The sequence below is a fragment of the Cellvibrio sp. 25HG11W-0 genome (genome assembly GCF_057815475.1).
In genome coordinates this window covers 360075-382257 of the sequence record NZ_CM174230.1, presented here as the reverse complement: position 1 = coordinate 382257, position 22183 = coordinate 360075, and the positions used below count along the sequence as shown (strand labels likewise).

21 protein-coding genes are annotated in these 22183 nt (G+C 47.5%); 10 read left to right on the top strand and 11 right to left on the bottom strand.

The window, feature by feature from the left end; all coding sequences use genetic code 11:
- Nucleotides 1-12: 12 nt before the first annotated feature.
- The 3 genes from AC0KUT_RS01680 to AC0KUT_RS01670 all read right to left on the bottom strand — a co-directional run bounded on the left by AC0KUT_RS01680 (nt 13) and on the right by AC0KUT_RS01670 (nt 4509).
- Nucleotides 13-2373 (bottom strand): hypothetical protein, encoded by a 2361-nt coding sequence (locus tag AC0KUT_RS01680; protein ID WP_488833027.1) that lies wholly within the window; start codon nt 2371-2373, stop codon nt 13-15.
- Nucleotides 2374-4194 (bottom strand): hypothetical protein, encoded by a 1821-nt coding sequence (locus tag AC0KUT_RS01675; protein ID WP_488833025.1) that lies wholly within the window; start codon nt 4192-4194, stop codon nt 2374-2376.
- A gap of 69 nt (nt 4195-4263) precedes the next feature.
- On the bottom strand, nt 4264-4509 hold the full coding sequence (locus AC0KUT_RS01670) for a peptidogalycan biosysnthesis protein (protein WP_488833024.1): 246 nt from the start codon (nt 4507-4509) through the stop codon (nt 4264-4266).
- Nucleotides 4510-5041: 532 nt separating this feature from the next.
- On the opposite strand from AC0KUT_RS01670, the gene AC0KUT_RS01665 reads away from it, so the two are divergent.
- A complete protein-coding gene (locus tag AC0KUT_RS01665) occupies nt 5042-6607 on the top strand; it encodes a TerC family protein (RefSeq protein WP_488835809.1) in 1566 nt (521 codons plus the stop codon).
- A 240-nt stretch (nt 6608-6847) separates the two neighbouring features.
- Nucleotides 6848-7411, top strand: a complete 564-nt coding sequence (locus AC0KUT_RS01660; RefSeq protein WP_488833022.1) for a hypothetical protein — start codon at nt 6848-6850, stop codon at nt 7409-7411.
- 106 nt (nt 7412-7517) lie between these two features.
- On the opposite strand, the gene AC0KUT_RS01655 is transcribed toward AC0KUT_RS01660, so the two are convergent.
- On the bottom strand, nt 7518-7739 hold the full coding sequence (locus AC0KUT_RS01655) for a hypothetical protein (RefSeq protein ID WP_488833020.1): 222 nt from the start codon (nt 7737-7739) through the stop codon (nt 7518-7520).
- Between the two features lie 318 nt (nt 7740-8057).
- Between AC0KUT_RS01655 and gmk the strand changes: the two genes are divergently transcribed.
- From gmk to AC0KUT_RS01635, 4 genes are all read left to right on the top strand, one after another.
- Nucleotides 8058-8675 carry a guanylate kinase gene (gene gmk / locus AC0KUT_RS01650; protein ID WP_488835807.1) on the top strand — a complete coding sequence of 206 codons (618 nt, stop codon included), beginning with the start codon at nt 8058-8060 and terminating at the stop codon, nt 8673-8675.
- A 94-nt stretch (nt 8676-8769) separates the two neighbouring features.
- Nucleotides 8770-9021 (top strand): DNA-directed RNA polymerase subunit omega, encoded by a 252-nt coding sequence (gene rpoZ / locus AC0KUT_RS01645; protein WP_488833017.1) that lies wholly within the window; start codon nt 8770-8772, stop codon nt 9019-9021.
- Nucleotides 9022-9075: 54 nt separating this feature from the next.
- The gene (locus tag AC0KUT_RS01640) at nt 9076-11190 is read left to right on the top strand and encodes a RelA/SpoT family protein (RefSeq protein ID WP_488833015.1); all 2115 of its coding nucleotides are present in this window, start codon (nt 9076-9078) and stop codon (nt 11188-11190) included.
- Nucleotides 11191-11277: 87 nt separating this feature from the next.
- Entirely contained in the window at nt 11278-11661 is a 384-nt protein-coding gene (locus AC0KUT_RS01635; protein ID WP_488833014.1) for a RidA family protein, read from the top strand.
- 103 nt (nt 11662-11764) lie between these two features.
- Here the strand turns inward: AC0KUT_RS01635 and AC0KUT_RS01630 are convergent, their stop codons facing one another.
- A complete protein-coding gene (locus tag AC0KUT_RS01630; protein WP_488833012.1) occupies nt 11765-13669 on the bottom strand; it encodes an ATP-binding cassette domain-containing protein in 1905 nt (634 codons plus the stop codon).
- Between the two features lie 53 nt (nt 13670-13722).
- Here AC0KUT_RS01630 and AC0KUT_RS01625 point away from each other — a divergent pair, with 53 nt between their 5' ends.
- Nucleotides 13723-14232 (top strand): TIGR02444 family protein, encoded by a 510-nt coding sequence (locus AC0KUT_RS01625; protein WP_488833009.1) that lies wholly within the window; start codon nt 13723-13725, stop codon nt 14230-14232.
- A gap of 20 nt (nt 14233-14252) precedes the next feature.
- Here AC0KUT_RS01625 and AC0KUT_RS01620 read toward each other — a convergent pair whose 3' ends face one another.
- Complete coding sequence (locus tag AC0KUT_RS01620; RefSeq protein ID WP_488833008.1) at nt 14253-14483, bottom strand: DUF2789 domain-containing protein; 231 nt, start codon at nt 14481-14483, stop codon at nt 14253-14255.
- A gap of 124 nt (nt 14484-14607) precedes the next feature.
- Entirely contained in the window at nt 14608-15660 is a 1053-nt protein-coding gene (locus tag AC0KUT_RS01615) for a hypothetical protein (protein ID WP_488833005.1), read from the bottom strand.
- 405 nt (nt 15661-16065) lie between these two features.
- On the opposite strand from AC0KUT_RS01615, the gene bamJ reads away from it, so the two are divergent.
- Nucleotides 16066-16806 carry a BamJ family beta-barrel-assembly machinery protein gene (gene bamJ, locus AC0KUT_RS01610; RefSeq protein WP_488833003.1) on the top strand — a complete coding sequence of 247 codons (741 nt, stop codon included), beginning with the start codon at nt 16066-16068 and terminating at the stop codon, nt 16804-16806.
- Nucleotides 16807-16905: 99 nt separating this feature from the next.
- Here the strand turns inward: bamJ and rsd are convergent, their stop codons facing one another.
- On the bottom strand, nt 16906-17373 hold the full coding sequence (rsd, locus tag AC0KUT_RS01605) for a sigma D regulator (protein WP_488833001.1): 468 nt from the start codon (nt 17371-17373) through the stop codon (nt 16906-16908).
- Between the two features lie 98 nt (nt 17374-17471).
- On the bottom strand, nt 17472-17969 hold the full coding sequence (locus AC0KUT_RS01600) for a disulfide bond formation protein B (protein ID WP_488833000.1): 498 nt from the start codon (nt 17967-17969) through the stop codon (nt 17472-17474).
- A 186-nt stretch (nt 17970-18155) separates the two neighbouring features.
- Here AC0KUT_RS01600 and AC0KUT_RS01595 point away from each other — a divergent pair, with 186 nt between their 5' ends.
- Nucleotides 18156-18782, top strand: a complete 627-nt coding sequence (locus AC0KUT_RS01595; RefSeq protein ID WP_488832997.1) for a flagellar basal body-associated FliL family protein — start codon at nt 18156-18158, stop codon at nt 18780-18782.
- A 78-nt stretch (nt 18783-18860) separates the two neighbouring features.
- Here AC0KUT_RS01595 and gshA read toward each other — a convergent pair whose 3' ends face one another.
- Entirely contained in the window at nt 18861-20474 is a 1614-nt protein-coding gene (gene gshA, locus AC0KUT_RS01590) for a glutamate--cysteine ligase (protein WP_488832996.1), read from the bottom strand.
- Nucleotides 20475-20679: 205 nt separating this feature from the next.
- Nucleotides 20680-21135 carry a hypothetical protein gene (locus tag AC0KUT_RS01585; protein WP_488832994.1) on the bottom strand — a complete coding sequence of 152 codons (456 nt, stop codon included), beginning with the start codon at nt 21133-21135 and terminating at the stop codon, nt 20680-20682.
- Nucleotides 21136-21622: 487 nt separating this feature from the next.
- On the opposite strand from AC0KUT_RS01585, the gene AC0KUT_RS01580 reads away from it, so the two are divergent.
- A complete protein-coding gene (locus AC0KUT_RS01580) occupies nt 21623-22183 on the top strand; it encodes a DUF2214 domain-containing protein (RefSeq protein ID WP_488832993.1) in 561 nt (186 codons plus the stop codon).

The following is a 22183-nucleotide window of genomic DNA, read 5'->3' as shown; positions in this document are numbered from 1 at the left end:
ACTAATACTCCATCACATCTGCCACAAAGAAATTGTCTCAGACAATATCTTTTGATTGTCTTCGCTCAGCGATATTTCCAAATCTATAATTTTAATGAGATCGAGTGATTGCACTTCAGCTTGTTTGCGAACCTGAATCGGCAACCTAAAATCTTTGGATTTTTGCTGTAATTCATTTACCTCATCGTTCATTACTCGAATGTAATTATGATTGGTAAATAAATGAATGCATCCCGAACAAACGTTAGGCGATGCGTCTTGTGGGTTCACTCCTTCGTCAAAGCAATTAGAATGCTTTAACGTGCGCTTATTTGTGCCGACCATACAAACACCATTTGCTTTGGGGTTTGGTGCATAACCTTTATACGTTAATCTTCCCGCGATATAACTCGCTTTTTTATTGTCACTAAGTTTTCTAAATTCAATATTTTTAGAAAGTGTTTTCATTCTCTTGCTAATTAATCTAGGGAAATAGCCTCCGACCTTTTCGCCTCTTAATATCTGTTTCATCGTATATTCAAAATACTCCTGTTCAACCTCTTCATTTATTCTCGCTTGTTCACTTAGTTCGCGCCTCCATAATGTTTGCATTGATTCTCCGAGACCTCGAGTGTCGGGATCATTGATGTAAATATTTGTGCTTAAGGAGCTTTCATGGCAAAGGTGATCAGAAATAGCACCAAGCTCTGCATATTCGAACCGATAATAGTAAAGACATGAGAAAAAACGACGATTGATATGCGACTTCCTCACTAAAGACGGATATTCACCTTCCAACAGGTTGAAAAAAAGAATAGCGCCTCTCCTCTGATCCACCAAGGGAACCTTTTTAGGCCAACTATCTAAATCACCCCATGAAGAAATCGAGTATCTTCTTAAAACAAACAACTTGTGGTGCTCATTTAATTTGTGTTCTTTATACACTTCGATGGGAGGCGAATTTAAAGGACGGTGTAGCTGATATATCTTCTCTAAAACAATTACCGCATCAGAGACTAATTTGTTTGCTGGAAATTCAACCCAATCCTGAACAGTCTTTTCAATATAAATACGTATGCTCCGTAGCCCCATATCAGGATTTAAATCTGAAATACAACCAAGGTAAAGACCGTATGGTAGATCAGAACAACCCAGAATTTCGTTCTTTCTCCGTCCATGATTAATCCCGATCATATGGAAACAGGCTTGATGAACCATTTTTACAAGATCACTCAGCGAAATGTCGCCCCTAGTCTTTTGGATAAGGCTAATAGAGCTCCATTCGAACCCAGCTTCGTTTTTAATTTCTTCGTAATGGGTCTGAATCATTTCCATATAATTCCAATTTACCGTTCGCTGCTGATACTTGGTTTGATCTTTATGTATATCTACAACGCACTCAGCGTATTCACGAGCTCTTTTAAGCAGTGAAATCACATGTGGAGCTTTCTTGTATATCCACTCGTAGCATAGTGTAATTAGTTCAACAGCGAATTCTGGAGTGGTATTCTTTGTTCTTCCATCGAAGCCGGTATTTGATTGATGTTGCACGCTAAATTGCAATTCAGAAATAAAAGGTAAAAATGATATCGTGTCTACATCTGAGGCGTCAAAGTGAAGTAAATTTAGCCCCCTACAAATTTTTCTTAATACAGAATAATTAATTCCAATAGTGTTTTCTTCAAATATTTTAGATTCATTTTCCGGATGGAATTCACTATTAGCTCTGAATTGCCACTCATTACTTCTGAAACCACTGAGCGGCAATCCAAGATGCCTGTCCAATTTTCCTTGCTTGAAATTAAATAGCCCCTTCTTGTCAATACCACATATTTCATTAGCAATAATTGGATTGGATAAGGCTCTATCAAAAGCCCTATTAAAAGCTCCTTCATAGTCGAGTAGGTTCCACCAGCCATCGTTTGCTCGATATTCGCTTATTAAATGTGTAATTATTTCAGGAGTGACTTGTCTTAGCTCATAAATACCATTCCTAAATAAATAACTGTAAATTCGTTTTATTTCATTAATTTTTGTTACTATTTCAGATTTTATAGAGGAGCTGGTGTTGTGAATTTCTAAAAGATTATTGGTTACATGCCAAAACGTTTTTTTTACTCTGGCAAAATCACAAATTCGCACTGGCTCTTTGTAAATACCATCACCGCCCCATCCTACTATTGTAAGCGTTAGATCGATTTCAAACGATCTCGTATTTGCTGATTGAAAATGTCTGCAATCACAAATTATTTTATCTCCTCCAATATCTTCTTTATTTATAATTCGCCAATGCGGGTAAAACGACTCATATTCTCTAGTCGAATTTTTACTGGGAATTTTATCTAGAGATAATGCTTTAGAGCGTTCTATTTTTGTATTTTTGTAGTTCGCCACTTATAGGCCCTCTTCACGCACTAGCAGATGTTTGTATTCACTTTCTTTTATAATTCCATGCAAGGCCATGCAGAATAGAATTCTTGGTAGATGGTACTTTAAAAATCTTTCTTTATTTGCCGACATTAAGCTATCAATATTCTTTAAATAATAGGATTTTTGGTAACCACAATGAGCGATTGAGTCCTCGTCTAAGCTGAACTTAATTCCCTCAGTACTCATTAGCCATTTATCTGAAATTGCATTAGTTATTCCGTCGAATTTGCTGACCGGGAAAAGTAAATTATGATCAATTTTTTCTTCATTAAAACCGTAGATTTTTGCATTATCTTTATCAACGCTAAAGGCAATTGAAGGGGCGGGACGCCGCATGAATTCATTTATATTTGCTGCCCTGAGGAGCGAAATAACATTGCATTCGAGGTAGTCATCAGTTACTGCGATATTTGCATGCTGTAATAATGCTTGAACACGGAATGGATCTTTATGGCTTAGATAATCATGCTGTGCAGTTAGATCACGCAAATCATCAAAAGCAAAGTGCTCAAGTCCGTGCCAATTGATCCATTTATTCTTTAATTTATCAAATTGAAACAGATCAAAATCTCTTTCTCCTTCTACGTTCATGGAACAAAAAATAGATTGGTGGGTTCTTTTCCAATATTTACTAATATTTAAATCATGCACTAGCAACAATTCAATAGCTTGGAAAGCAACGGGATGCTCCTGTTTTGTAACTTCCAAGCTTATTAATTTGTTTGTTTTTGTTTTGATACCAACGAAATTGTATTTTCCTGAAGAAGTGTTTTCGATACGGCATCTCTCAAGAGTTAGTAGAGTGGAGACGTTTACACTAGTGGCCAGTTGGAGGCTTATAAGGCATGTTAAGAGTATTCGCCTCGGCAGGAAGATATCACAAAAAAGTGCATCCTCAGTTGTAATCTCCCTCACCTCTTTCGATGACATACAGTAAAACTTTATTTGCTCTGAACCTGTACTCGCATAAAACTTTCTTCCTTCTGACTTAGCTTTTTGATATGTTTCGAAATCAATTATTTTTGATACCTCGACAATACGCGCATTCAGATGAAATGGATCGGGAGGTATTTTAGATTTCCGAATGTCGAATAGAGTCGCGAACGTCTTTATTCTTCTTTCAAGGCGATCAGATAGAGGGGTATTTTTGAGGCGAGTAAACTCATTAACGATAGAAAAGTGCCGCTCTATATCAGACTTGCATGCAAATAACAGTGCATCGATTTTTTGTTGATATTGCGATGTAACCAAATCATTTAATTCTTCTAGATCTTTAAAGGACGTGAGTGCAGTCTTATTTACGGCGATGTCTAATGTGGTTTGTTTTTTCCGTCCGCTAAATCTAGGCTTTGTAGCGCGATAACAACTTTCCAAGGTGCCATTATCACCAAGCTTCAATTCTGGCCAACAAAAACAGCGCTTCATAGTTTGGGAATATTGGTATTTGCTGTCTTCGGCAATGTCTTTTCCATCGATTACATCATCGAGCAAACTTAAAAATACTCTAATCCTTGCGGACGTGAGCTCAGCTAATGGTGCTTGAAGAGTTTTTAAAATCGTGGGGCTGGCAATCAAATCGGAAAAAATTCTAATGAGCGTGATATGGACATGACTCATATTTACATTACTAGCTTTATGGAAATCTAGCGTCTTTGACCATAAAGAATCGATTGAAAATTCATTTCCAAAATAATCAATAGCTACTAGTTTCTTTGATTTTCGCCCATACTTGCAATCACTGATCTCAAAAACTGCACCCTTATCTGTAGTAACAATCGTTGCCATATCGCTGACTATTTTCCTATATATTTCAAGGTTGAACTCATAGTCGGTCAGTATGTCAATTTTGTGATATCAATATAAGGCACCATACTCACCGTATGAGTGAGTTTTACAATAACCAGGCGCGGCCAGCACCAAACGCTCCTCCACAAAGCCCAATAGATGCAGAGGCTGCCAGCCTTTATCGGTACCAACACTGCCAGAGTCCTCCAGCGCCGCCAAAAACTCGTGCCGCACAAAAGGGTAGTCCGATGGGCAAAGCCGATTCCACTGCTCCGCACTTATCAGCTGAATAGACTCTATAAACTCAATTTTCATGGATTTCTCAGAGGTTGTGAAGGCGCAAAATTGCACGCGATAGAGACAGGCCAAATCCCGCAATAGGCGGACTATGACGCGCCTATTACCCTTTGGCAATTCCGTTGCGAATTAGGTAATTTCGACGTTCAAGCGCAGAAGTGCCCTGCATGCTAGTCATGATCACCCTAAGTACAGTAGAATCGCCCAATCTTGGTTATCACTGGTTACCTAATGCCTGCGTCTGACCCCGACCCTGAACCTAAATTTCAGCGTCAACCACATTTATTTCGATCTTCTCTGCCGCGGCTTACGCCCACGGCGCGCGCTTGGTTCATCGTGAGATCAGGCGTCAGTTTCTGCTTAACCGGTATGCGCCTTTGCGCCATCGATAAGCAATCGCCTAGGCTTTATCGTCATAGCTCACTCGTCAAAAGTACTCAGTTCGCCACATTTCCTTGGCTTGCTCAACGCTTGACAGTGGTCACTCGGGCATCACGCCCATCTTCATTAATCAATTTAATTAATCTTTGAGGTAAGTCTTGTGGAATGGATGGCTGATCCCAGCGCCTGGCTGGGTCTGTTAACCCTGGTGGTTTTAGAGATCGTATTAGGGATCGATAACTTGATCTTTATTGCAATTCTGGCCAACAAATTGCCACCTCATCAACGGGACCGCGCGCGCTTGATCGGCCTAGGGCTTGCCTTGGGTATGCGCTTGCTGTTACTTGCAGGCATATCTTGGCTGGTGAACTTCACCGAGCCATTGTTTAGCCTGATGGACAAAACATTCTCAGGGCGCGATCTCATCCTGCTCCTTGGCGGGGTCTTCCTGCTATTTAAAGCCACCGTTGAAATTCATGAACGGCTCGAAGGCAAAATGCAAAACCCCAAGGGCACTCGCGCCCACGCCGCATTCTGGGCGGTGGTAGCGCAAATTGTGGTTTTGGATGCAGTGTTCTCGCTCGATGCAGTGATTACCGCAGTGGGCATGGTAGAGCATCTAGAAGTCATGATGATCGCAGTTATCATCGCCATGATGATTATGATTGTCGCCAGCAAGGCGCTGACAGATTTCGTTAATCGCCACCCTACGGTGGTCATGCTCTGTCTCGGTTTCTTGCTGATGATTGGCTTCAGTCTCCTCGCCGAAGGGGCAGGTTTTCATATTCCTAAAGGCTATCTCTACGGCGCCATTGCCTTTTCCGTCTTGATCGAAGCCTTTAACCAACTGGCGCGCTCGAACCGCACTCGCCACATCATTGGTGAGCGCCCCCTGCGCGATCGCACCGCAGAAGCCGTATTGAAGTTGTTAGGCGGCAAGTCCAATGCCGATGAAGTAGGCGCGGACATAGTGGCCATGGCAACCCCCAAAGGCGAAGAGCTGGTCTTTGAGCACAGCGAACGCAATATGATTCGCAGCGTTCTGCAACTTTCTGAGCGCCCAGTCCAGTCACTGATGACGCCGCGCCCCGACATCGTTTGGGTTGACGTTAACGCGACCTCAGAGCAACTCTTAGCCATTCTCCAAACCACTCCTCAAACACGACTTTTGGTGGCGAAAGATGAGTTAGATAACCTACTTGGCGTGGTGCAAAGCCGCGACCTTCTGACCATGGCACTCAGCAATCAACCCCTTGATCTCGCCAAACTCGCACTGTCGCCCCTGGCAGTACCCGAGGGCACAAGTTCACTGAAGGTGTTGGAGATGTTGCGCCAGCAGCCCTTGCCCATGGCTATAGTGATCGATGAATATGGCAGCATAAAAGGCGTTGTCACCACGGGTGATTTGCTCGCCGCGATTGCGGGTGAGCTGGCAGACACCCACGATGATCCACTTATCACTCCCTTAAGTGAAGGCTGGCTGCTGGACGGCAGCATTCCCTTGGAGCAACTCGAAGAACTCTTGCAGATTAAACTTATCATCAATGGAGAAAGTGAATACTTCACCCTTGCTGGCCTGCTCTTAGAACAACTGCAGCACATTCCTACACTGGGCGAATCCATCACTATTAAGCAACATCATTTTACAATATCAAGCATGGAAGGCCGCCGCATTCATCAAGTCATCGTCAAAGCCATGGAGACTGATGAAGGCAACACCCAAATTGGTTATTAGTTCGCTTTAGGTGCTATTCGAGGGCGCAATAAGCCGCATCTGAATAGCACCTTAACTGCACAGAGGATTTTTAAACTTTAATTCTCGTCAATTGCATAGGGCTTAATGAGGGCGCGAACTCGCTCACTTATTTTCACTATTTCATTGAGGATAATGCCCAAGCTTTAGCACGACAGATTACACAGCACCACCCACAACTAGATCCTACTTTCTCGTTTATCAAGACCTTCGGAGTTAACTATGAAAATGTCCCAACTTGGCACCTTATTAATTGCCAGCTGCGCACTGCTGGGCGCCAACCAATGTTTGGCAAAATCCGCGGTCAGCTACAACTATGCCGGCTTGCAGTATCTCAGCCAAAACTTGGATGATGCCGATTGCAGCCAAGACGGCCTCTCGCTCTCTGGCAGCATGGCACTGGACAGCGACTTTTTTGCACTGGGCTCATACACTGATGTGAGCGGCAATCACAATTGCGGTTCCGAGACCATCAGCCTAGGTGGTGGCTATAGAACATTGTTCGGTGCCGATTCCAGCCTTTACGGTGCACTGAGCTATGAAAACACCTCCGTTGATTACGGCCACTCAGACTCTGGCTTAATCGCCGCCGTAGGTCTACGCGGTTTTTACCAACCGAATGTAGAAGCCAAAGTCGAACTCGCTCACCACACTGCATTTGATGGCAACACGGTATTAAGTGCAGGTATCGCTTATTGGTTTGGCAAAAATGTTGCTGCAACCGGCGATGTAAGTTTAGGCTCTGACGCCTCTGGTATAGCCATTGGTTTACGCATGAACCTCTGATTCCATCCTAGGGGGTTACCAACACCTACCGTAAAAACAACAAAGCCAGCAACTATGCTGGCTTTGTTGTTTTTGGCTAAGCAGCCAAAATTTTTACGCTTGCGGCTTACTTAATATCATCCTGCGCTGCGGTAATCTCAACCAAGGTTGCAATCCCCTGCGTGCGCAGTTTCTCCATCAACTTCGCCAATTTTTCAACTTCAATAGAATCGAGTTGCTCGCCATAAATAAATGTCAGGCGCTTTTTGGCCACTAATTGATGAATATACTGCGGGCTTACACGCAAGCGTTCAGCCGTTTGAGGCACAGAAAGAAGCTGTTGCAACATAACAATAAACTCGCTTAACCAACTATCACTAACACCAGGCCGTAAAATTAGCCCCTAGACAATCAACCCCTAAAAATAGGACATTAAAGACTGGGACTGATGAAAGGTATCGAAGACAAGGAATTAAAATTCCTTGCTCAATACACTGAAGGTCACTATGCCACAAATACGCAGCTAACCAGCCATCTAGGACTGAATTTTCTCGCACCCGCTGCCTCCACACTCACTCTCGCAGCTGTACCTAGCCCAAAGCTGTGCCATAATTTGAACTTGGTGCGGCGCAGAGCCGCAAAATTGTTTCTAGCACAGGGCTTTTGCATGGCTAACCTCGGCACACTCTACACCGTCTCCGCCCCCTCTGGCGCAGGCAAAACCAGTTTGGTCAGCGCGCTGGTCAAATCCAACCCCGAGGTTTGCGTCTCCGTTTCTCACACCACCCGCGCTATGCGCCCCGGAGAAATTGACGGCGTGAATTACCACTTTGTTGACCACTCAACGTTTGAGCAAATGTTGCAGCAAAATGCCTTTCTCGAACATGCGCGCGTTTTTAGCAATCTCTACGGCACCTCGCAACAATGGGTACTCGACACCCTAGCACAAGGTATAGATGTCATTCTCGAAATTGACTGGCAAGGTGCGCAACAAGTGCGCAAACTTATGCCCGAAACCGTTAGCTTATTTATTCTCCCACCGTCACTCGCCTGCCTGCGCCAGCGCCTTACTGGGCGCGGCCAAGATGATGTGAGCGTGATCGAAGCGCGCATGAGTGAAGCCATTAGCGAAATATCCCACTATGCCGAAGCCGACTACTTAATTATCAATGACGACTTCACCACCGCGCTCGCACAATTTCAAGCGCTCATTACCAGCCAACATTTGCGCCTTAGCCACCAAACAAAACGGCATCAAGCACTTCTAAGCGCACTATTGGCTTAAATTCAACCGCTTAAGATTGGCAGTTTTTAGGCTTCTAGCGCATAATAGCTCCCCCCAAGCAGCTGGGCTGCGATTTTTACTTGGTATTAAGTTTATGGCACGTATTACTGTTGAAGATTGTTTGGATCATGTTGATAACCGTTTTGAGCTGGTTATGGTAGGTAGCAAGCGCGCGCGTCAATTGGCGATCGGCGGCAAAGAACCCCATGTAGCACCAGAAAACGATAAGCCCACAGTAATCGCCCTGCGCGAAATTGAAGAAGGCTTTATTGATGCCAGCATACTGCTGGAAAAAGACACCCTGCCACAACCTAAGCCAGAGCGTGTTTACGACAACGAAATTTAATTCGTTTAATGTCGCTGCCGCCCTGGCAGCGACAGATTTTTGCTGGAGCAAGACGTGCAAACCATAGAGGCCTTGAGCCATAGGCTTTCGTCTTATCTAGAACCTTCCCAAATCAATTTGGTGAAGCGCGCTTACTTCTACGCGGAACAAGCCCACGACGGCCAAAAAAGGCGCAGCGGCGAAGCTTATATTACCCACCCTCTGGCGGTTGCAGATATTCTCGCCGGCATGCACATGGACCATCAAAGCCTTATGGCTGCCATGCTCCACGATGTTATTGAAGATACCGGTATTAGCAAAAAAGCAATTTCTGGGCAGTTTGGTGAAATAGTCGCCGACTTGGTTGATGGCGTCAGTAAACTCACTCAGATTGAGTTTGAGTCCCACGCGGAAAAACAAGCCGAAAATTTTCAAAAAATGGCGCTGGCCATGGCCAATGATCTGCGCGTCATTATGGTGAAACTCGCCGACCGCCTCCACAATATGCGCACCCTCGGCGCTATGCCTGCGGATAAAAAACGCCGCATCGCCAAAGAAACCTTAGAAATTTACGCCCCTATCGCCAATCGCCTCGGCATGAATGATGTGCGCTTAGAGCTTCAAGAACGCGGCTTTTTCAGCATGTACCCGCTGCGCGCCACACGCCTGCAAGCCGCGCTCAAAACAGCGCGCGGCAATCGCAAAGAATTAGTGGAGCAGATTCAAACCTCTCTCGAAAAACGCCTTCTGCGCGAGAGTATCAACGGTCTCGTCTTAGGCCGCGAAAAACACCTCTTCAGCATTTATGAAAAGATGCGTGAAAAGAAAAAGTTCTTTAAAGAAATCATGGATGTGTTCGCCTTTCGCATCATCGTGGATTCAGTCGACACCTGTTATCGCGTACTCGGTGTAGTACACAATCTCTACAAACCCGTTGCAGGCGAGTTTCGCGACTACATAGCGATTCCCAAAACCAATGGCTACCAATCTTTGCACACCGTCCTAGTCGGCATGCACGGTGTACCCATAGAAGTGCAAATTCGCACCAAAGAAATGGATGAAATGGCCAACAGCGGCATTGCCGCGCATTTCCTCTATAAGTCCAATAGCGATGAGACTATCAACGCCAGCCACAACCGCGCACGCCAATGGGTGCAGGGCTTGCTGGAGATGCAGCGTCACGCGGGCAACTCCCTTGAATTTATTGAAAACGTCAAAATTGATCTCTTCCCCGATGAGGTCTATGTCTTCACCCCCAAAGGCAGAATCGTCGAACTGCCCACCGGCTCAACACCGGTCGATTTTGCCTATGCAGTGCATACAGACGTTGGCAATACTTGCGTCGCGTGTCGCATTAACGAGCGCATGGCACCGCTCTCGCAACCACTGCAAAGCGGGCAAAAAGTCTCCATCATCACCGCTCAGGGCGCGCAACCCAATCCGACTTGGCTAAACTTCGTGATTTCCGCCAAGGCGCGCAGCGGCATTCGTCACTACCTTAAGCATCAGCGCCATCACCAGTCGGTTACATTGGGCAAGCGCATGCTCAGCCGCTCGCTGGCGGATATTCATATCGATATAGAACAGTTGGATATGGACCAGCAGCAACTGCTGCTGCAGAGCGCTCAACTAGAATCCATGGAAAGCCTTTATGAAGCCATAGGCATGGGCAACCGCGTAGCCCACACCATGGTCCGTGTACTCCAAAGTGAGTCCGATTCAAAACCGCGCAGTCATGCCAACAACTCTGCCATTACGATCGACTCCGCCGAAGGCATGATGATTAGCTACGCGCGCTGCTGCCGTCCCATTCCCGGCGATCCAATCATCGGTCACATCAGCTCCGGCAAAGGGCTCGTCATTCACCAAGACACCTGCCGCAATATTGCCGAAATTCGCAATAACCCCGAAAAAATCAGCCAGGTAAATTGGGCTGCCAATGTCAGTGGCGAATTTTTAGTCGATGTACGCATTGAAGTGGAAAGTGAGCGCGGCATTATTGCCAGCCTCGCCACCCGCATCACTGAGCAGCGTGCGAGTATTGAACATATCAACGTTCATGAACGCGATGCCCACAACAGTACTATTCACCTCTGCATGGGTGTTCACAGCCGTATTCATCTGGCCAATATCATGCGCCGCATCCGCAACCTGAGCTTTGTGATTCGGGTTAACCGCTCCAAAAATTAAGCCATGAACCGCTCGGCTAGCCATAGCCGACGCGCTTCTTTATACTCACTCGCTTTCTGTAATTCGCAACCTACAAGGTTTTTAGCTATGACCAATAAAGCCATTATCCACAGCGATAGCGCACCCGCCGCCATAGGCACCTATTCACAAGCCGTTAAAGCGAACAACACGGTTTATTTGTCGGGCCAAATCCCGCTCGACCCTGTCACTATGCAATTGGTTGAGGGCGACTTTGCCGCGCAGGCGCATCAAGTATTTAAAAATATCCGCGCCGTATGTGAAGCGGCGGGCGGCGATATGGGCGATATCGTAAAACTCAATATTTATCTCACCGATCTCGCCAACTTCCCAGTTGTGAACGACGTGATGAGTCAGTACTTCCAACAGCCCTACCCCGCGCGCGCGGCATTGGGCATCAGTCAATTACCGCGCGCGGCGCAAATTGAAGCCGACGGTATTATGGTGATCTAAGATTTACCAATATTGACGCAAAAAAATAGCGCCACATGGGCGCTATTTTTTTGCGTCGATATTAGTGAGTTACTTTACCGCCGCGATAAAGCCTACCTACTCTTTAGCTCGCAGCTTCTATCTCTTCACTCACCATCAGCCAATTTTCTTCTGCCTCATCCAGCTGAGATTGCAAATTGCCCTGCTCGGCTAACAGCTCTTTTAACTTAGTCTTGTTGCCATCTTCATAAATAGTGCTGTCGGCCAATTGCTCTTCTATTGCGGACAAACGCGTTTGGCATTTTTCCATTTGGCTTTCGAGGCTTTTTAACTTATTGGTAAGCGGTTTGAGCTGCTGACGCTGTGCCGCCGATTGTTGGCGCTGCCCTTTTTTATCGACTTTTACGTCGCCTGATTCTGGCGCTGCGGATTTTTCCTCTGCGGCGGCCTGCTGGCGCTGCTGCAACAACCATTTGTAATAATCATCTAAGTCGCCGTCAAATTCGCTCACACTGCCGTTAGCAACCAGTAAAAACTCATTGACTGTATTGCGCAGCAAATGGCGATCATGCGACACAATGATGACCGCACCTTCAAATTCCTGCAGCGCCATGGTCAACGCATGACGCATTTCTAAATCCAAATGGTTGGTCGGCTCATCGAGCAAAAGCACATTAGGCTTTTCCCAGGCGATAATTGCCAAGGCTAAACGCGCTTTTTCGCCGCCCGAAAAGTGGGTAATGGGCTCGAAGGCGCGGTCGCCGTGAAAATCAAAGCTGCCGAGAAAATCGCGAATTTCCTGCTCGCGCGCCAAAGGCGCCATGCGCTGAATATGTAGCGCCGCCGAGGCGTTAATATCCAAGGCCTCCAACTGATGCTGGGCAAAGTAGCCCAATTTAAAATGCTCGCCATTAGTGCGCTCGCCCAACAACAGCGGCAGCGAACCCGCGAGAGTTTTCACCAAGCTGGATTTACCTGCGCCGTTAGGGCCGAGCAAACCGATGCGCGTCTCAGCGCGAATGCTCAGCTCCACTTTCTGTAAAATGGTTTTAGCACCCGCATCCGTTTGGTAGCCAATATCGGCGCGCGCTATATGCACCAGCGGTACTGACATCTTGTCGGAGCATTTGAAGGTAAAGCTAAAGGGCGAATCCACATGGGCGGGCGCAATTTTTTCCATGCGCTCAAGCTCTTTGATACGGCTCTGCGCCTGACGCGCCTTGGTCGCTTGCGCACGGAAACGACGAATATAGTTTTCAACGTGAGCAATACGCTCCTGCTGCTTTTCAAAACTCGCCTGTTGCTGCGCGAGCTTTTCAGCGCGCTGGCGCTCAAAGGCCGAATAGTTGCCGCTGTAGTTATCGAGTTTTTGTTTTTCGATGCAAACAATGCGATCCACAATATTGTCGAGAAAATCGCGGTCATGGGAAATGATGATGAGAGTGCCTTCATAGCGCTTAAGCCACTCCTCCAGCCACAGGGTCGCATCCAAATCTAAATGGTTGGTCGGCTCATCGAGCAGGAGTAAATCCGACGGACACATGAGCGCCTGCGCCAAGTTTAAGCGAATACGCCAACCACCGGAAAAATCCGACACGGGACGCGCATCGTCGCCGGGATTAAACCCCAAGCCACTGAGCAGCTGCTGAGCGCGCGCGGGCGCTGAGTAGGCAAACACATTTTCCATCTCACCATAGAGCCGCGCGAGGCGTTCGCCATCGCTACCTGCCTCCGCTATCTCAGCTTCAAGACGGCGCAACTCAGTGTCGCCATCTAACACATGGTCAAGCGCGCTGCGATTGGTGTGCCCAACTTCCTGCGCCATGTGAGCTCGGCGCCACTGGCGTGGAATATCCACACTGCCGGTATCGCTTGGCAGCTTGCCCAAGAGCATTTGAAAAAGGGTGGATTTACCCGTGCCATTGGCACCAATCAAGCCAATTTTTTGGCCTGGGTAAATAGTCAGATCGGCGGCTTCAAGCAAGAACTTGGTGCCGCGCTGCAGAGAGATATTTTGTAATTGAATCATGGCGCGCATTCTAGCAGACTTGACCACTTCTTCTGCTAGCGAAATAGATTGTTATGACTGACTCAAGCACACCATCAGACGCCGCCTCATCCACCGCTTTGTGGGAATTTGCGTGCGCATTTTATAGTCACCCCAAGATTGCAGATGCTTGCTTACAATTACAGGATCACTGGGGGCTCAACGTCAATATATTGCTCTGGTGCTATTGGCTTGAGGCGCGCGGCTGCCCGCTCGAGGTGACAGCTATTCAAATGGCGGAAATTAAGATTGAGGCGCTGGATAAAAACTATATAAAGCCACTGCGCGCTATGCGCACCGAACTGAAGAAGCTCGCCACAGACAGCCTATTGGAAGAAATGCGTCGGCACATTAAACGCGCTGAGTTGCTCGGAGAGCATCGGCTACTTAACCAACTCGCCGAGCTATCAGCAAACTGGACGCCAAAGAGCATCCATAACCTGACCAGCGGCGCCAATGCGCGGGTTTATTTAACGCACCTAGATGTTACGACGATTCAAATCACCCATACACTAGCGCTTTTTGACTCGGTATCGCCCACATAAAAGATACTGAAAAGGGCATGCTAACGACGCAACAAATTATCCAACTGATCAATCAATTCACTCCAGTCGGAATCTTGGTGCCAACTCTCCTGAATGAAATGCAATTGCGCCTCACTCCAAAAACTAGCCTTCTGCAAGGCTATTCCCGGCGCGAGTGGATGTGCCTGTATAAATTGATCTATAGCAACAGCATCACTTTCCAAGCCTAGTTGATCAAATAATTCAGTCAGTGTGTGCGATGGATTCTCCATGGTAGCTCTCCTCTGTAGAATGTAAATGAAGGCGCAAGGGCAACCCCCTAGCACCCTCACCTTCAACATCTTACTCCATTAAAAAGTCTCACTTACACCAAGCAACGCAAACCAATATAAAAAACTAGTCGCTAGAAGAAGTTTCGGTCGGCTGCGCCAGAGGAGTCGCTGCGGTTGGTAAATCAGTCACTGCAACAGTTTCAATGGCTGCAATGACGGGAGTATCTGGCGCTGCAATGATAGCGGCGGCAACGACTGGGGCTGAGACTAACTCAACAGTAGTTGCTGCTGTATCAATAGACTCAAGCTTTTTCGCGATTGGGCGCTTGATGGGCGCAGGCTTATTCGCTGCGACCTTATTGCTAGGTGCTGCCTTAACGGCAGGGACAGCTCCCTCTGGCTGCAGCAAGTTGTTTACCACTTTTTTGATCGGTGCTTTTTTCACTGCTTGCTTGACCGCGACAGTTTCTACTGAGGCTTTTTTTACTGGAGCTTTTTTTGCCGGAGCTCTTTTTAACGGAGCTCTTTTTAACGGAACTGGCGCAATCACCGACGCGGCAGGCGATGCGGTAATCGCAGGTGCTGCCATATCCGCCTCAAGGGCTGTCTTTTTAAGCACCTTACTATTCGCCTTAGCGGCCTGCTTAACGGTTTTACGTTCGGCCTTCGCTAACTTTTTAGCCGACTTTTTTTCGCTTTTTGCCGCGGATTTTTCTGCCTTGGTTCTTTTGACTTTCACCACTTTACTTGCACCCGCTGGCGCTTGCTTACCCAGCTTGCGCTTAAGCTCTTTAGCGATTTCTTGCGCAAGCTTCGCAGCCGTTTTTTGTTCGCTCTTAAACTGCGCCAATACCGCCTTTGCTGCCGCGAGTTGCTGCGCGGCTTCATCTACATCCTTTTTGACCAATGCCAACCGTGCGGCACCGGCACTTGTAGTTACTTTCTTCGCATTCAAATCTGCGTATTTTTTCTGAATACTGGCAGCGGCTTTTTGTGCAGCCGCAAGATTTTTTTCAGCTGCGGTCAAGGCCTGCGCGCGCGCCTTGCCCAGCTCTTCTCTCAGGCGTGCTATCTGTTGTTCAAGTTCAGTAATAGAGTGGGTTTTGGTAGGGGCAACCATGATGAATTCCTGTAAAAAATGCTGTACGAGAAACAAAAAGGGAAGAGTAATAACCATAGTATGAGCCATGGATATTACGCCGATTGTAACTGCGGAAAATTAAAAAGGGTATTGGCTGAGTCTATGTCAGAGTTTCTTTTTCATAGACCGCTTTGAATGCTCCTGCGCGGCACCTTCAGCGCACCATAAGCCCAATGGCCCCATCACAACTTATTTTAGGAACTTTAGATACTCACTTGAGTCTGAACAGCTCACCAAGGGAGAATCAGGCCGCCAAATGGGCGACAGAACACAGTTTTAATGCTTATTTACGGCCAAAAGCAGCCAAAAGGGCGCACATTTCCTTGAAGTTGGTATACCATTGCCGCCTGCTCGGGCGCTGTAAATGGTGACGGCTTACAACAAGGCAGGCGCAGTATAGCTTGCTCAACAATTAAAAATGATGACAAATTAAGGTGCATTATGTTTAACAAACGTTTAATGATTCTCGGTTTGATGGCAGCCACTACTACTCTCGTTGTTGGCTGTAATGAAGAAACCAAAGTAGTTGACGACAGCGCAAAAATTACCACTCTTGAGCAAAAAGCGAATTACATTATTGGTCAAAACTTGGGTAAGAACTTGCAAAACGGCGGCCTGACCATTGAGCCAGACTCAATGGCATTGGCACTGACCGACCTGCGCGACGGCAAGCCTTCACGCATCAGCGAAGAAGACATGCAAAAAATCATGCAAGAAGTGCAAGAAAAGGCCATGGCCAAGCAAGAAGAAGAAGCTAAAAAAACCAGCGAAGCTAACATAGCCGCCGGCAAAAAATTCCTTGAAGAAAACAAAGCAAAAGAAGGCGTAGTCACTACTGCTAGCGGCCTGCAATACAAAGTTATCACCGAAGGCACCGGCGCCAAGCCTAAAGCCACTGACACAGTTACCGTTAATTATGAAGGTAAGTTGCTCGACGGTACTGTATTTGATAGCTCAGCCAAACATGGCCAACCAGCCACCTTCCCATTGGATGGCGTAATTCCTGGTTGGACTGAAGCTCTGCAATTGATGCCACAAGGCTCTAAGTGGGAAATCTACATTCCTTCTGAGTTAGCGTATGGCGCAGGCGGTCAAGGCCCAATTCCAGCCGCAGCAACCTTGATTTTTGAAGTTGAATTGTTGGAAATCAAAGCACCCGAAGCTGAAGAAAAAGCTAAGTAATTAGCGCTTTCTTGAGACATAAAAAAACCCGCCGCGGCGGGTTTTTTTATGTCTCGGGATAATGCGTAACACACAACCCCAAACCACCTATACAACGGATCAGCTAACCAGATCCTTGTGTGCCGTGTGCAACACTGAAATCATGCGATCTTCAGCGCTGAAGCGCACTTCCAGCCCCTCCCCCATAAGAGACAAGTCTTCAGTGAGGCTGCTAAGGTCATCGGTCTCTAGATATTTGTCATTAAAATCCAGTAATTGCTCGGTCGTTTTATCTACCTTCGTATAGAGCTTACCCGCTTCTTGCAAGGCATCGGCGTCGTCAAACTCACGCCCCTCTTTCATCAACTTATCGTAAATTTCAAAATGGCCTGCAGAGACGTAGTCCACCAATATTTGACAAAAAACGCGCAGCTTCTCGCCACGTACTTCATCGCTAGTTTTCGCTTGATCGAGGCCACTAAGCGCGCAGTACTGAACCAACAACAATTGACGCTCTTCTAACCAGCGATCAATAATTTCACTCACACCGCCCCAGCGCTCTTTAGCATCTTTGCAATTATCTAACATCAGGTGTTCCTTTAACGACTTTTAAATGGCTCTTTTTTGCAGTAAAAAACTGCTTAAGGTCGCCACAATAGGCCATCTAGCAGCCTAGAGCAAGCAACCTAGGCGAGTTTATTGGCCTTGCGCAGAGCTTGGTATAAATTGACGCCAGCCAAGCCAATAAAGGTGATGAAAGTCCAACCCGCGAGGCTTAAGCCGAAAATCTTATCGACGTGAGCGCAGTTACCATCGCCCTGTAACAACAACTTAAGGGCGTCCATAAAAGGAAAGACTTCAAAAATGTATGAAAGACCAGGACCGCAAGCAGGCACCATATCCTCGGGTAAACTTTGTAGCCACAGCTGACGCCCCGCAAAACAGGCACCGAGTATGGCACTCAGAACCCCAAAACCCGCATAAACTCGGCGCGCTCGGCCCTGCGGCCCATGCACGAATGCCGCCAAGGCGATCAAGCCAGTCAACACCACAAACCCGCGCTGAGTAATACACAGCGAGCAGGGGATCATCTTAAGCACATGCTCCATATAGGCGGCCGCCAAGATCATGAGCACACAGGCGATAAAAATCAGCAGGTTAGTTGGGCGAATAGCAGGCAACATGAGAGATTCCTTAGAGTTATTTAGGCAGCTATGGTAAGCAATTAAAAGCACTGTGGGTATAACCTTTGCCACAAAAGCAACAACCCACGTGAATAGATGGACTATGCTGTAGAACAAGCGAGTTGGAGCGTGCCTCAGGCCGCAAGTTTCATCCACGACGGAATTAATTACGATACGAGAATGGTTATGTACGAAGATTTACGCAAGCGAACAAGCTTAACATGCACAGGGCTGCTGGCTTTTGCTTTATTGATCTTGGCAACGGCGCCCGCTTACGGCAGTGGCGGCGGCGCTAAAGCTCTGCCAGAAGGCGTTAATTATATTGCAGTAGCACCCGCACTGATTGTGAATTATGGCGGGCCGGGGCGTATGCGCTATATCAAGGCTGAGCTGTCTATTCGCGCCGAAAGCTCTCATGACGCTACTGAAATTACCCATCACCTACCGCTGGTGCGCGATCGCCTTATTAGTATTCTCAGCACTCAGACAGAAGAAGAAATCAGCACCCCAGAAGGCAAAGAGCGCTTGAAGATATTAGCCCTCAGTGAAATCAACAAGGTGATTCACGCCGCAGAAAAAGGTGACCCTATCCCCAGCCTGCCATTAATTGCCATGTCTACAACGTCGGCAAGCCACGATGAGCACAAGCAAGATACTCACTCTCAAGATGAGCATGCGGATAAAGAGCACGCGAAAAAAGCAACAAAAGAGACGTCACATGGCAGCACCTCAGGCCATGATACCCACGGCGACGATCATGCAAGCGGGCCAGCAACAGACTTATTGTTCAACAATTTTGTCGTGCAAAAATAGCGATAGATCGTCTAGCCAAACACTCGGTGCCGCTGCTGTGAACACTTCGGCGGCACCTATGCTCCAATACAATTTGAGTTAACCACAACCACTGCAACCGCGATATTGGGCGTAGTAGTTCGCCAAATACTCTTCAAAAGACAGGGTTTCATTCGCCTCTAATTCAGCCTGAGCGCGCAGTGATACCTCCCCCATTTGCACAAATTCATCGTAGCGCTGCTGACTTAACAGCTGGCTCGCAAACTCATCGCTGTGCGCTTGCGCCAAATTCAGCGTTAACTGTGAAAAACTTTGCTGCTGCGCCGCCATCTCGCGCAATATCCGCGCCGAGGGCGTTAATTCAGGGTTGTCCAGCTTGGCATACTGCGCGGCCACGGCTTGCTGTACATCGGCCGTATTGAGCGCCTGATCAAGCAACTCCGCACAGGCATTACTTCCGGCAAGAATTTCGCGCGCCCATTCCTGCATAGTCACCTTGCCGTCGCCGCGCAACAATTCCAAGTCCACCGCGCGCCCGTTGTTAACCACCCGCTGCTGGTTTTCCTGAATCTGATAGAACTCGCGCTCATCGGTCATAGGGCTGGGGCTTAACAAACAGTAAAGCAAGAAAGCATCCATTAGCTGAATTTGCTCAGCATTAATCCCCAAGGGCAGATAAGGATTTAGATCGATGCAGCGCACTTCTACATACTCAACCCCGCGCAAACGCAGCGCCTGCAAGGCCGTTTCGCCACGCTCACTGGTGCGCTTGGGGCGAATACTGGAATAAAACTCGTTTTCAATTTGCAGCAAGCTGCTATTGAGTTGCTGATAATTGCCCTCGGCATCCTTTACCCCTATACGCTCGTAAGCTCCGTGGCTTTGGGTAATGGCACCGCAAAGAGTTCTTAGGTAATCCGCTAAGTTATTGTAATTCACCACCAGCGCGCGCTGAGCATCACTCTGATAGCCCAAATCACCCATACGCAAAGAAGTCGCATAGGGCAAATACAGACTATGGGGCGCGGCCGCAAAGGTTTGCAGTTGATGCGGGCGATTTTCCACAAAGCAGGCACAAATGGCAGGCGATGCGCCAAAGAGGTAAATCAATAGCCAAAAATTGCGGCGAAAGTTGCGAATCAACCCAAAGTAGCGCTCAGTTTTAAAATCTTTTAAGGGCTGTTTATTGCCCTCTTGTGCTTGCAGCGCCAACCAAAAATCATCGGGCAGGCTGAAATTGTAGTGAATCCCCGCAATGGTTTGCATTGCACGGCCATAGCGGTGACCCAAGCCTAAACGATACACCGTTTTCATGGTGCCACTGTTAGAGCTGCCGTAACGACCTACGGGAATATCCGCATCAGGGCCAATATTGCAGGGCATGCTCGCGGGCCAAAGCCGCTCTTTCGTGGAGGACAATTGTTGATAGGTAAAACGGTGGATATCATCCAGCTGCCCAAGCAGAGGCCCAACCCGATCAAAAGGTTTGGTAATAAACTCCAGCAAAGCCTCACTGTAATCGGTGGTGATGTGAGTGTGCGTCAGGGCCGCCCCCAGGGATACAGGGTGGTCGGTCTGCGCGAGGGTGCCGGCTGGGGTGATGCGCAAGCTTTCTTTTTCAAGCCCGCGCAAAATCCCCTGCAGGCTGCTGTTGTGCGGTGCTTGGATAAAATGCGCAAGGCGCTGCTGAAAGCTGAGGGTAGATAGTGTCAATGGAACGTCCTTAGCGCTGAGGCTGCAGGTTGTAAAGTGCTTTCACCCTATAGCCAATCAGCCTAGAGCCATAATATTACGCCAGAAAATGGACCCGAAAAGCAGAGCGAAAGTGGCGCTGTAAAAAGTTGCTGTCAATAAGGTAGTACAAATAGAACAGGCTGATACAACATCGGCCATCTATTCATGCTATGCAACGCTCAAACTAGACGGACGTCTTTTCATCAAAAGAGTCAACAGGTTCATCCGCTGCTACATCAGCCGCAACAAGCGAATCATCGCTACTTTCCTCTGGGGTAGCGTCCAGCGCGTCGTTTTGCGGCTCCAGCGTCACCTCGACGTCTACGCAGGCATCGCCCACGGCTTCAGGCGCATCACTCACCGCAGTAACGTCTGCCTCGAACAAATCTTTCGCCACCTTTGGTAAGGGCTCCGGCAGCCACTCGGGATCCAACTGCGGCAAGCCCTTCTCATTCGCATTACAGGTTAAAACCTTAATACGCTGACGAAAGTCTTTAGCGCTGACTTCAACCATTTGATTAATGGCCTCGTCCTTATAGGGGGACTTATAGAGTTGATTCAAATCGCGTCCATCCACCCAGGCACCCTGTTTGCTGAGAAACAGTTGCGCGTCATTTTGCAGAATAAAGAGTTCGCTCATGGTCTGTGACAGCTCCACTATCAAGTTCTTAGTCAATTGAGTTGCGGCTAAGGTTGGGGTGAAGCGGTAAACTTCAAGGGCAAGTCTCTACCGGCACTCGAAGCACCCGCGAACTAACCGAATAAACACACTCAAACGGCCAAAATATGAGTGCCACCAATAAAAAACTTGCGCCAAATCAAATCAGCCTCGTTTTTTTCGTTGGGCACTTGCCTCAACATGGTCACACAGCCTAAGGTGACACCTGCGCAATAACATAAATAACGGCGATCGAGATTCACATTTCGATGACGACTGGGGCGCAAATTCGTTACAAGCTTTAGCCTAAAACAACTCTAATAAAGCTGCCCCCACAGGTCTTGGTACACCCTAACCACCTAACTACGCCCGCGCACGTCAATGTTAAAACCTAATAAAAAAACCTAGCGCTTTTCGCCTGCTAAACAGCGCGCTGCGCGTACTACTATTGACTTGGGGAAATGAACCTATGAAAACCTTTCTTGTTTACAGCCACTTATTGTCTGCGTGTTTTGCCATCGGCGTATTAGTCATGCAGGATCTCGCACTCGCTAAAATTCAAGGGCGCAGCATGAATAGCCGCGCCATCAACGAACTTAAAGCCAATGCTGGCATGGTTTCTATCGCCCTCATCATGCTCTGGGCAACGGGTTTCGGCTTGGTCGCGCAAGGCTACCTTAATGATCCAGCCTATATATTGAACCAAAAACTCTGGGCCAAAGTTGCTGTGGTCATCACCCTAACCCTCAACGGCGTTATCCTGCACTATTACAGCTTCCCCAAATTGATGACACCACAGGGCTTTTGGAGCAATAGAACCAACACCCAATTAATCGTGGTAGCCACCGCGGTTATTTCACTGGTGAGCTGGCTCTTTGCCTGCTACCTCGGCATAGCACGCACCTGGAATAACACCGTATCCTTTAGCTATGTGATGGCCTTTTATGCCGCAGCTCTCGCTCTCGGCAGTTTTATCGCCTTAGAAGTATGGCGCTCAGTGCGCAAGTCTGTGACTAACGCCTACACCTAA

Coding starts and splice junctions, on each gene's coding strand:
- AC0KUT_RS01600 (WP_488833000.1), bottom strand. CDS start 17,969: ATGTTGCCTGCTATTCGCCCAACTAACCTGCTGATTTTTATCGCCTGT.
- AC0KUT_RS01580 (WP_488832993.1), top strand. CDS start 21,623: ATGAAAACCTTTCTTGTTTACAGCCACTTATTGTCTGCGTGTTTTGCC.
- AC0KUT_RS01615 (WP_488833005.1), bottom strand. CDS start 15,660: ATGGTTATTACTCTTCCCTTTTTGTTTCTCGTACAGCATTTTTTACAG.
- AC0KUT_RS01625 (WP_488833009.1), top strand. CDS start 13,723: ATGACTGACTCAAGCACACCATCAGACGCCGCCTCATCCACCGCTTTG.
- AC0KUT_RS01665 (WP_488835809.1), top strand. CDS start 5,042: ATGGCTGATCCCAGCGCCTGGCTGGGTCTGTTAACCCTGGTGGTTTTA.
- AC0KUT_RS01585 (WP_488832994.1), bottom strand. CDS start 21,135: ATGAGCGAACTCTTTATTCTGCAAAATGACGCGCAACTGTTTCTCAGC.
- AC0KUT_RS01620 (WP_488833008.1), bottom strand. CDS start 14,483: ATGGAGAATCCATCGCACACACTGACTGAATTATTTGATCAACTAGGC.
- gmk (WP_488835807.1), top strand. CDS start 8,058: ATGGCTAACCTCGGCACACTCTACACCGTCTCCGCCCCCTCTGGCGCA.
- AC0KUT_RS01660 (WP_488833022.1), top strand. CDS start 6,848: ATGAAAATGTCCCAACTTGGCACCTTATTAATTGCCAGCTGCGCACTG.
- bamJ (WP_488833003.1), top strand. CDS start 16,066: ATGTTTAACAAACGTTTAATGATTCTCGGTTTGATGGCAGCCACTACT.
- AC0KUT_RS01675 (WP_488833025.1), bottom strand. CDS start 4,194: ATGGCAACGATTGTTACTACAGATAAGGGTGCAGTTTTTGAGATCAGT.
- AC0KUT_RS01635 (WP_488833014.1), top strand. CDS start 11,278: ATGACCAATAAAGCCATTATCCACAGCGATAGCGCACCCGCCGCCATA.
- AC0KUT_RS01655 (WP_488833020.1), bottom strand. CDS start 7,739: ATGTTGCAACAGCTTCTTTCTGTGCCTCAAACGGCTGAACGCTTGCGT.
- AC0KUT_RS01630 (WP_488833012.1), bottom strand. CDS start 13,669: ATGATTCAATTACAAAATATCTCTCTGCAGCGCGGCACCAAGTTCTTG.
- AC0KUT_RS01670 (WP_488833024.1), bottom strand. CDS start 4,509: ATGAAAATTGAGTTTATAGAGTCTATTCAGCTGATAAGTGCGGAGCAG.
- AC0KUT_RS01595 (WP_488832997.1), top strand. CDS start 18,156: ATGTACGAAGATTTACGCAAGCGAACAAGCTTAACATGCACAGGGCTG.
- rpoZ (WP_488833017.1), top strand. CDS start 8,770: ATGGCACGTATTACTGTTGAAGATTGTTTGGATCATGTTGATAACCGT.
- rsd (WP_488833001.1), bottom strand. CDS start 17,373: ATGTTAGATAATTGCAAAGATGCTAAAGAGCGCTGGGGCGGTGTGAGT.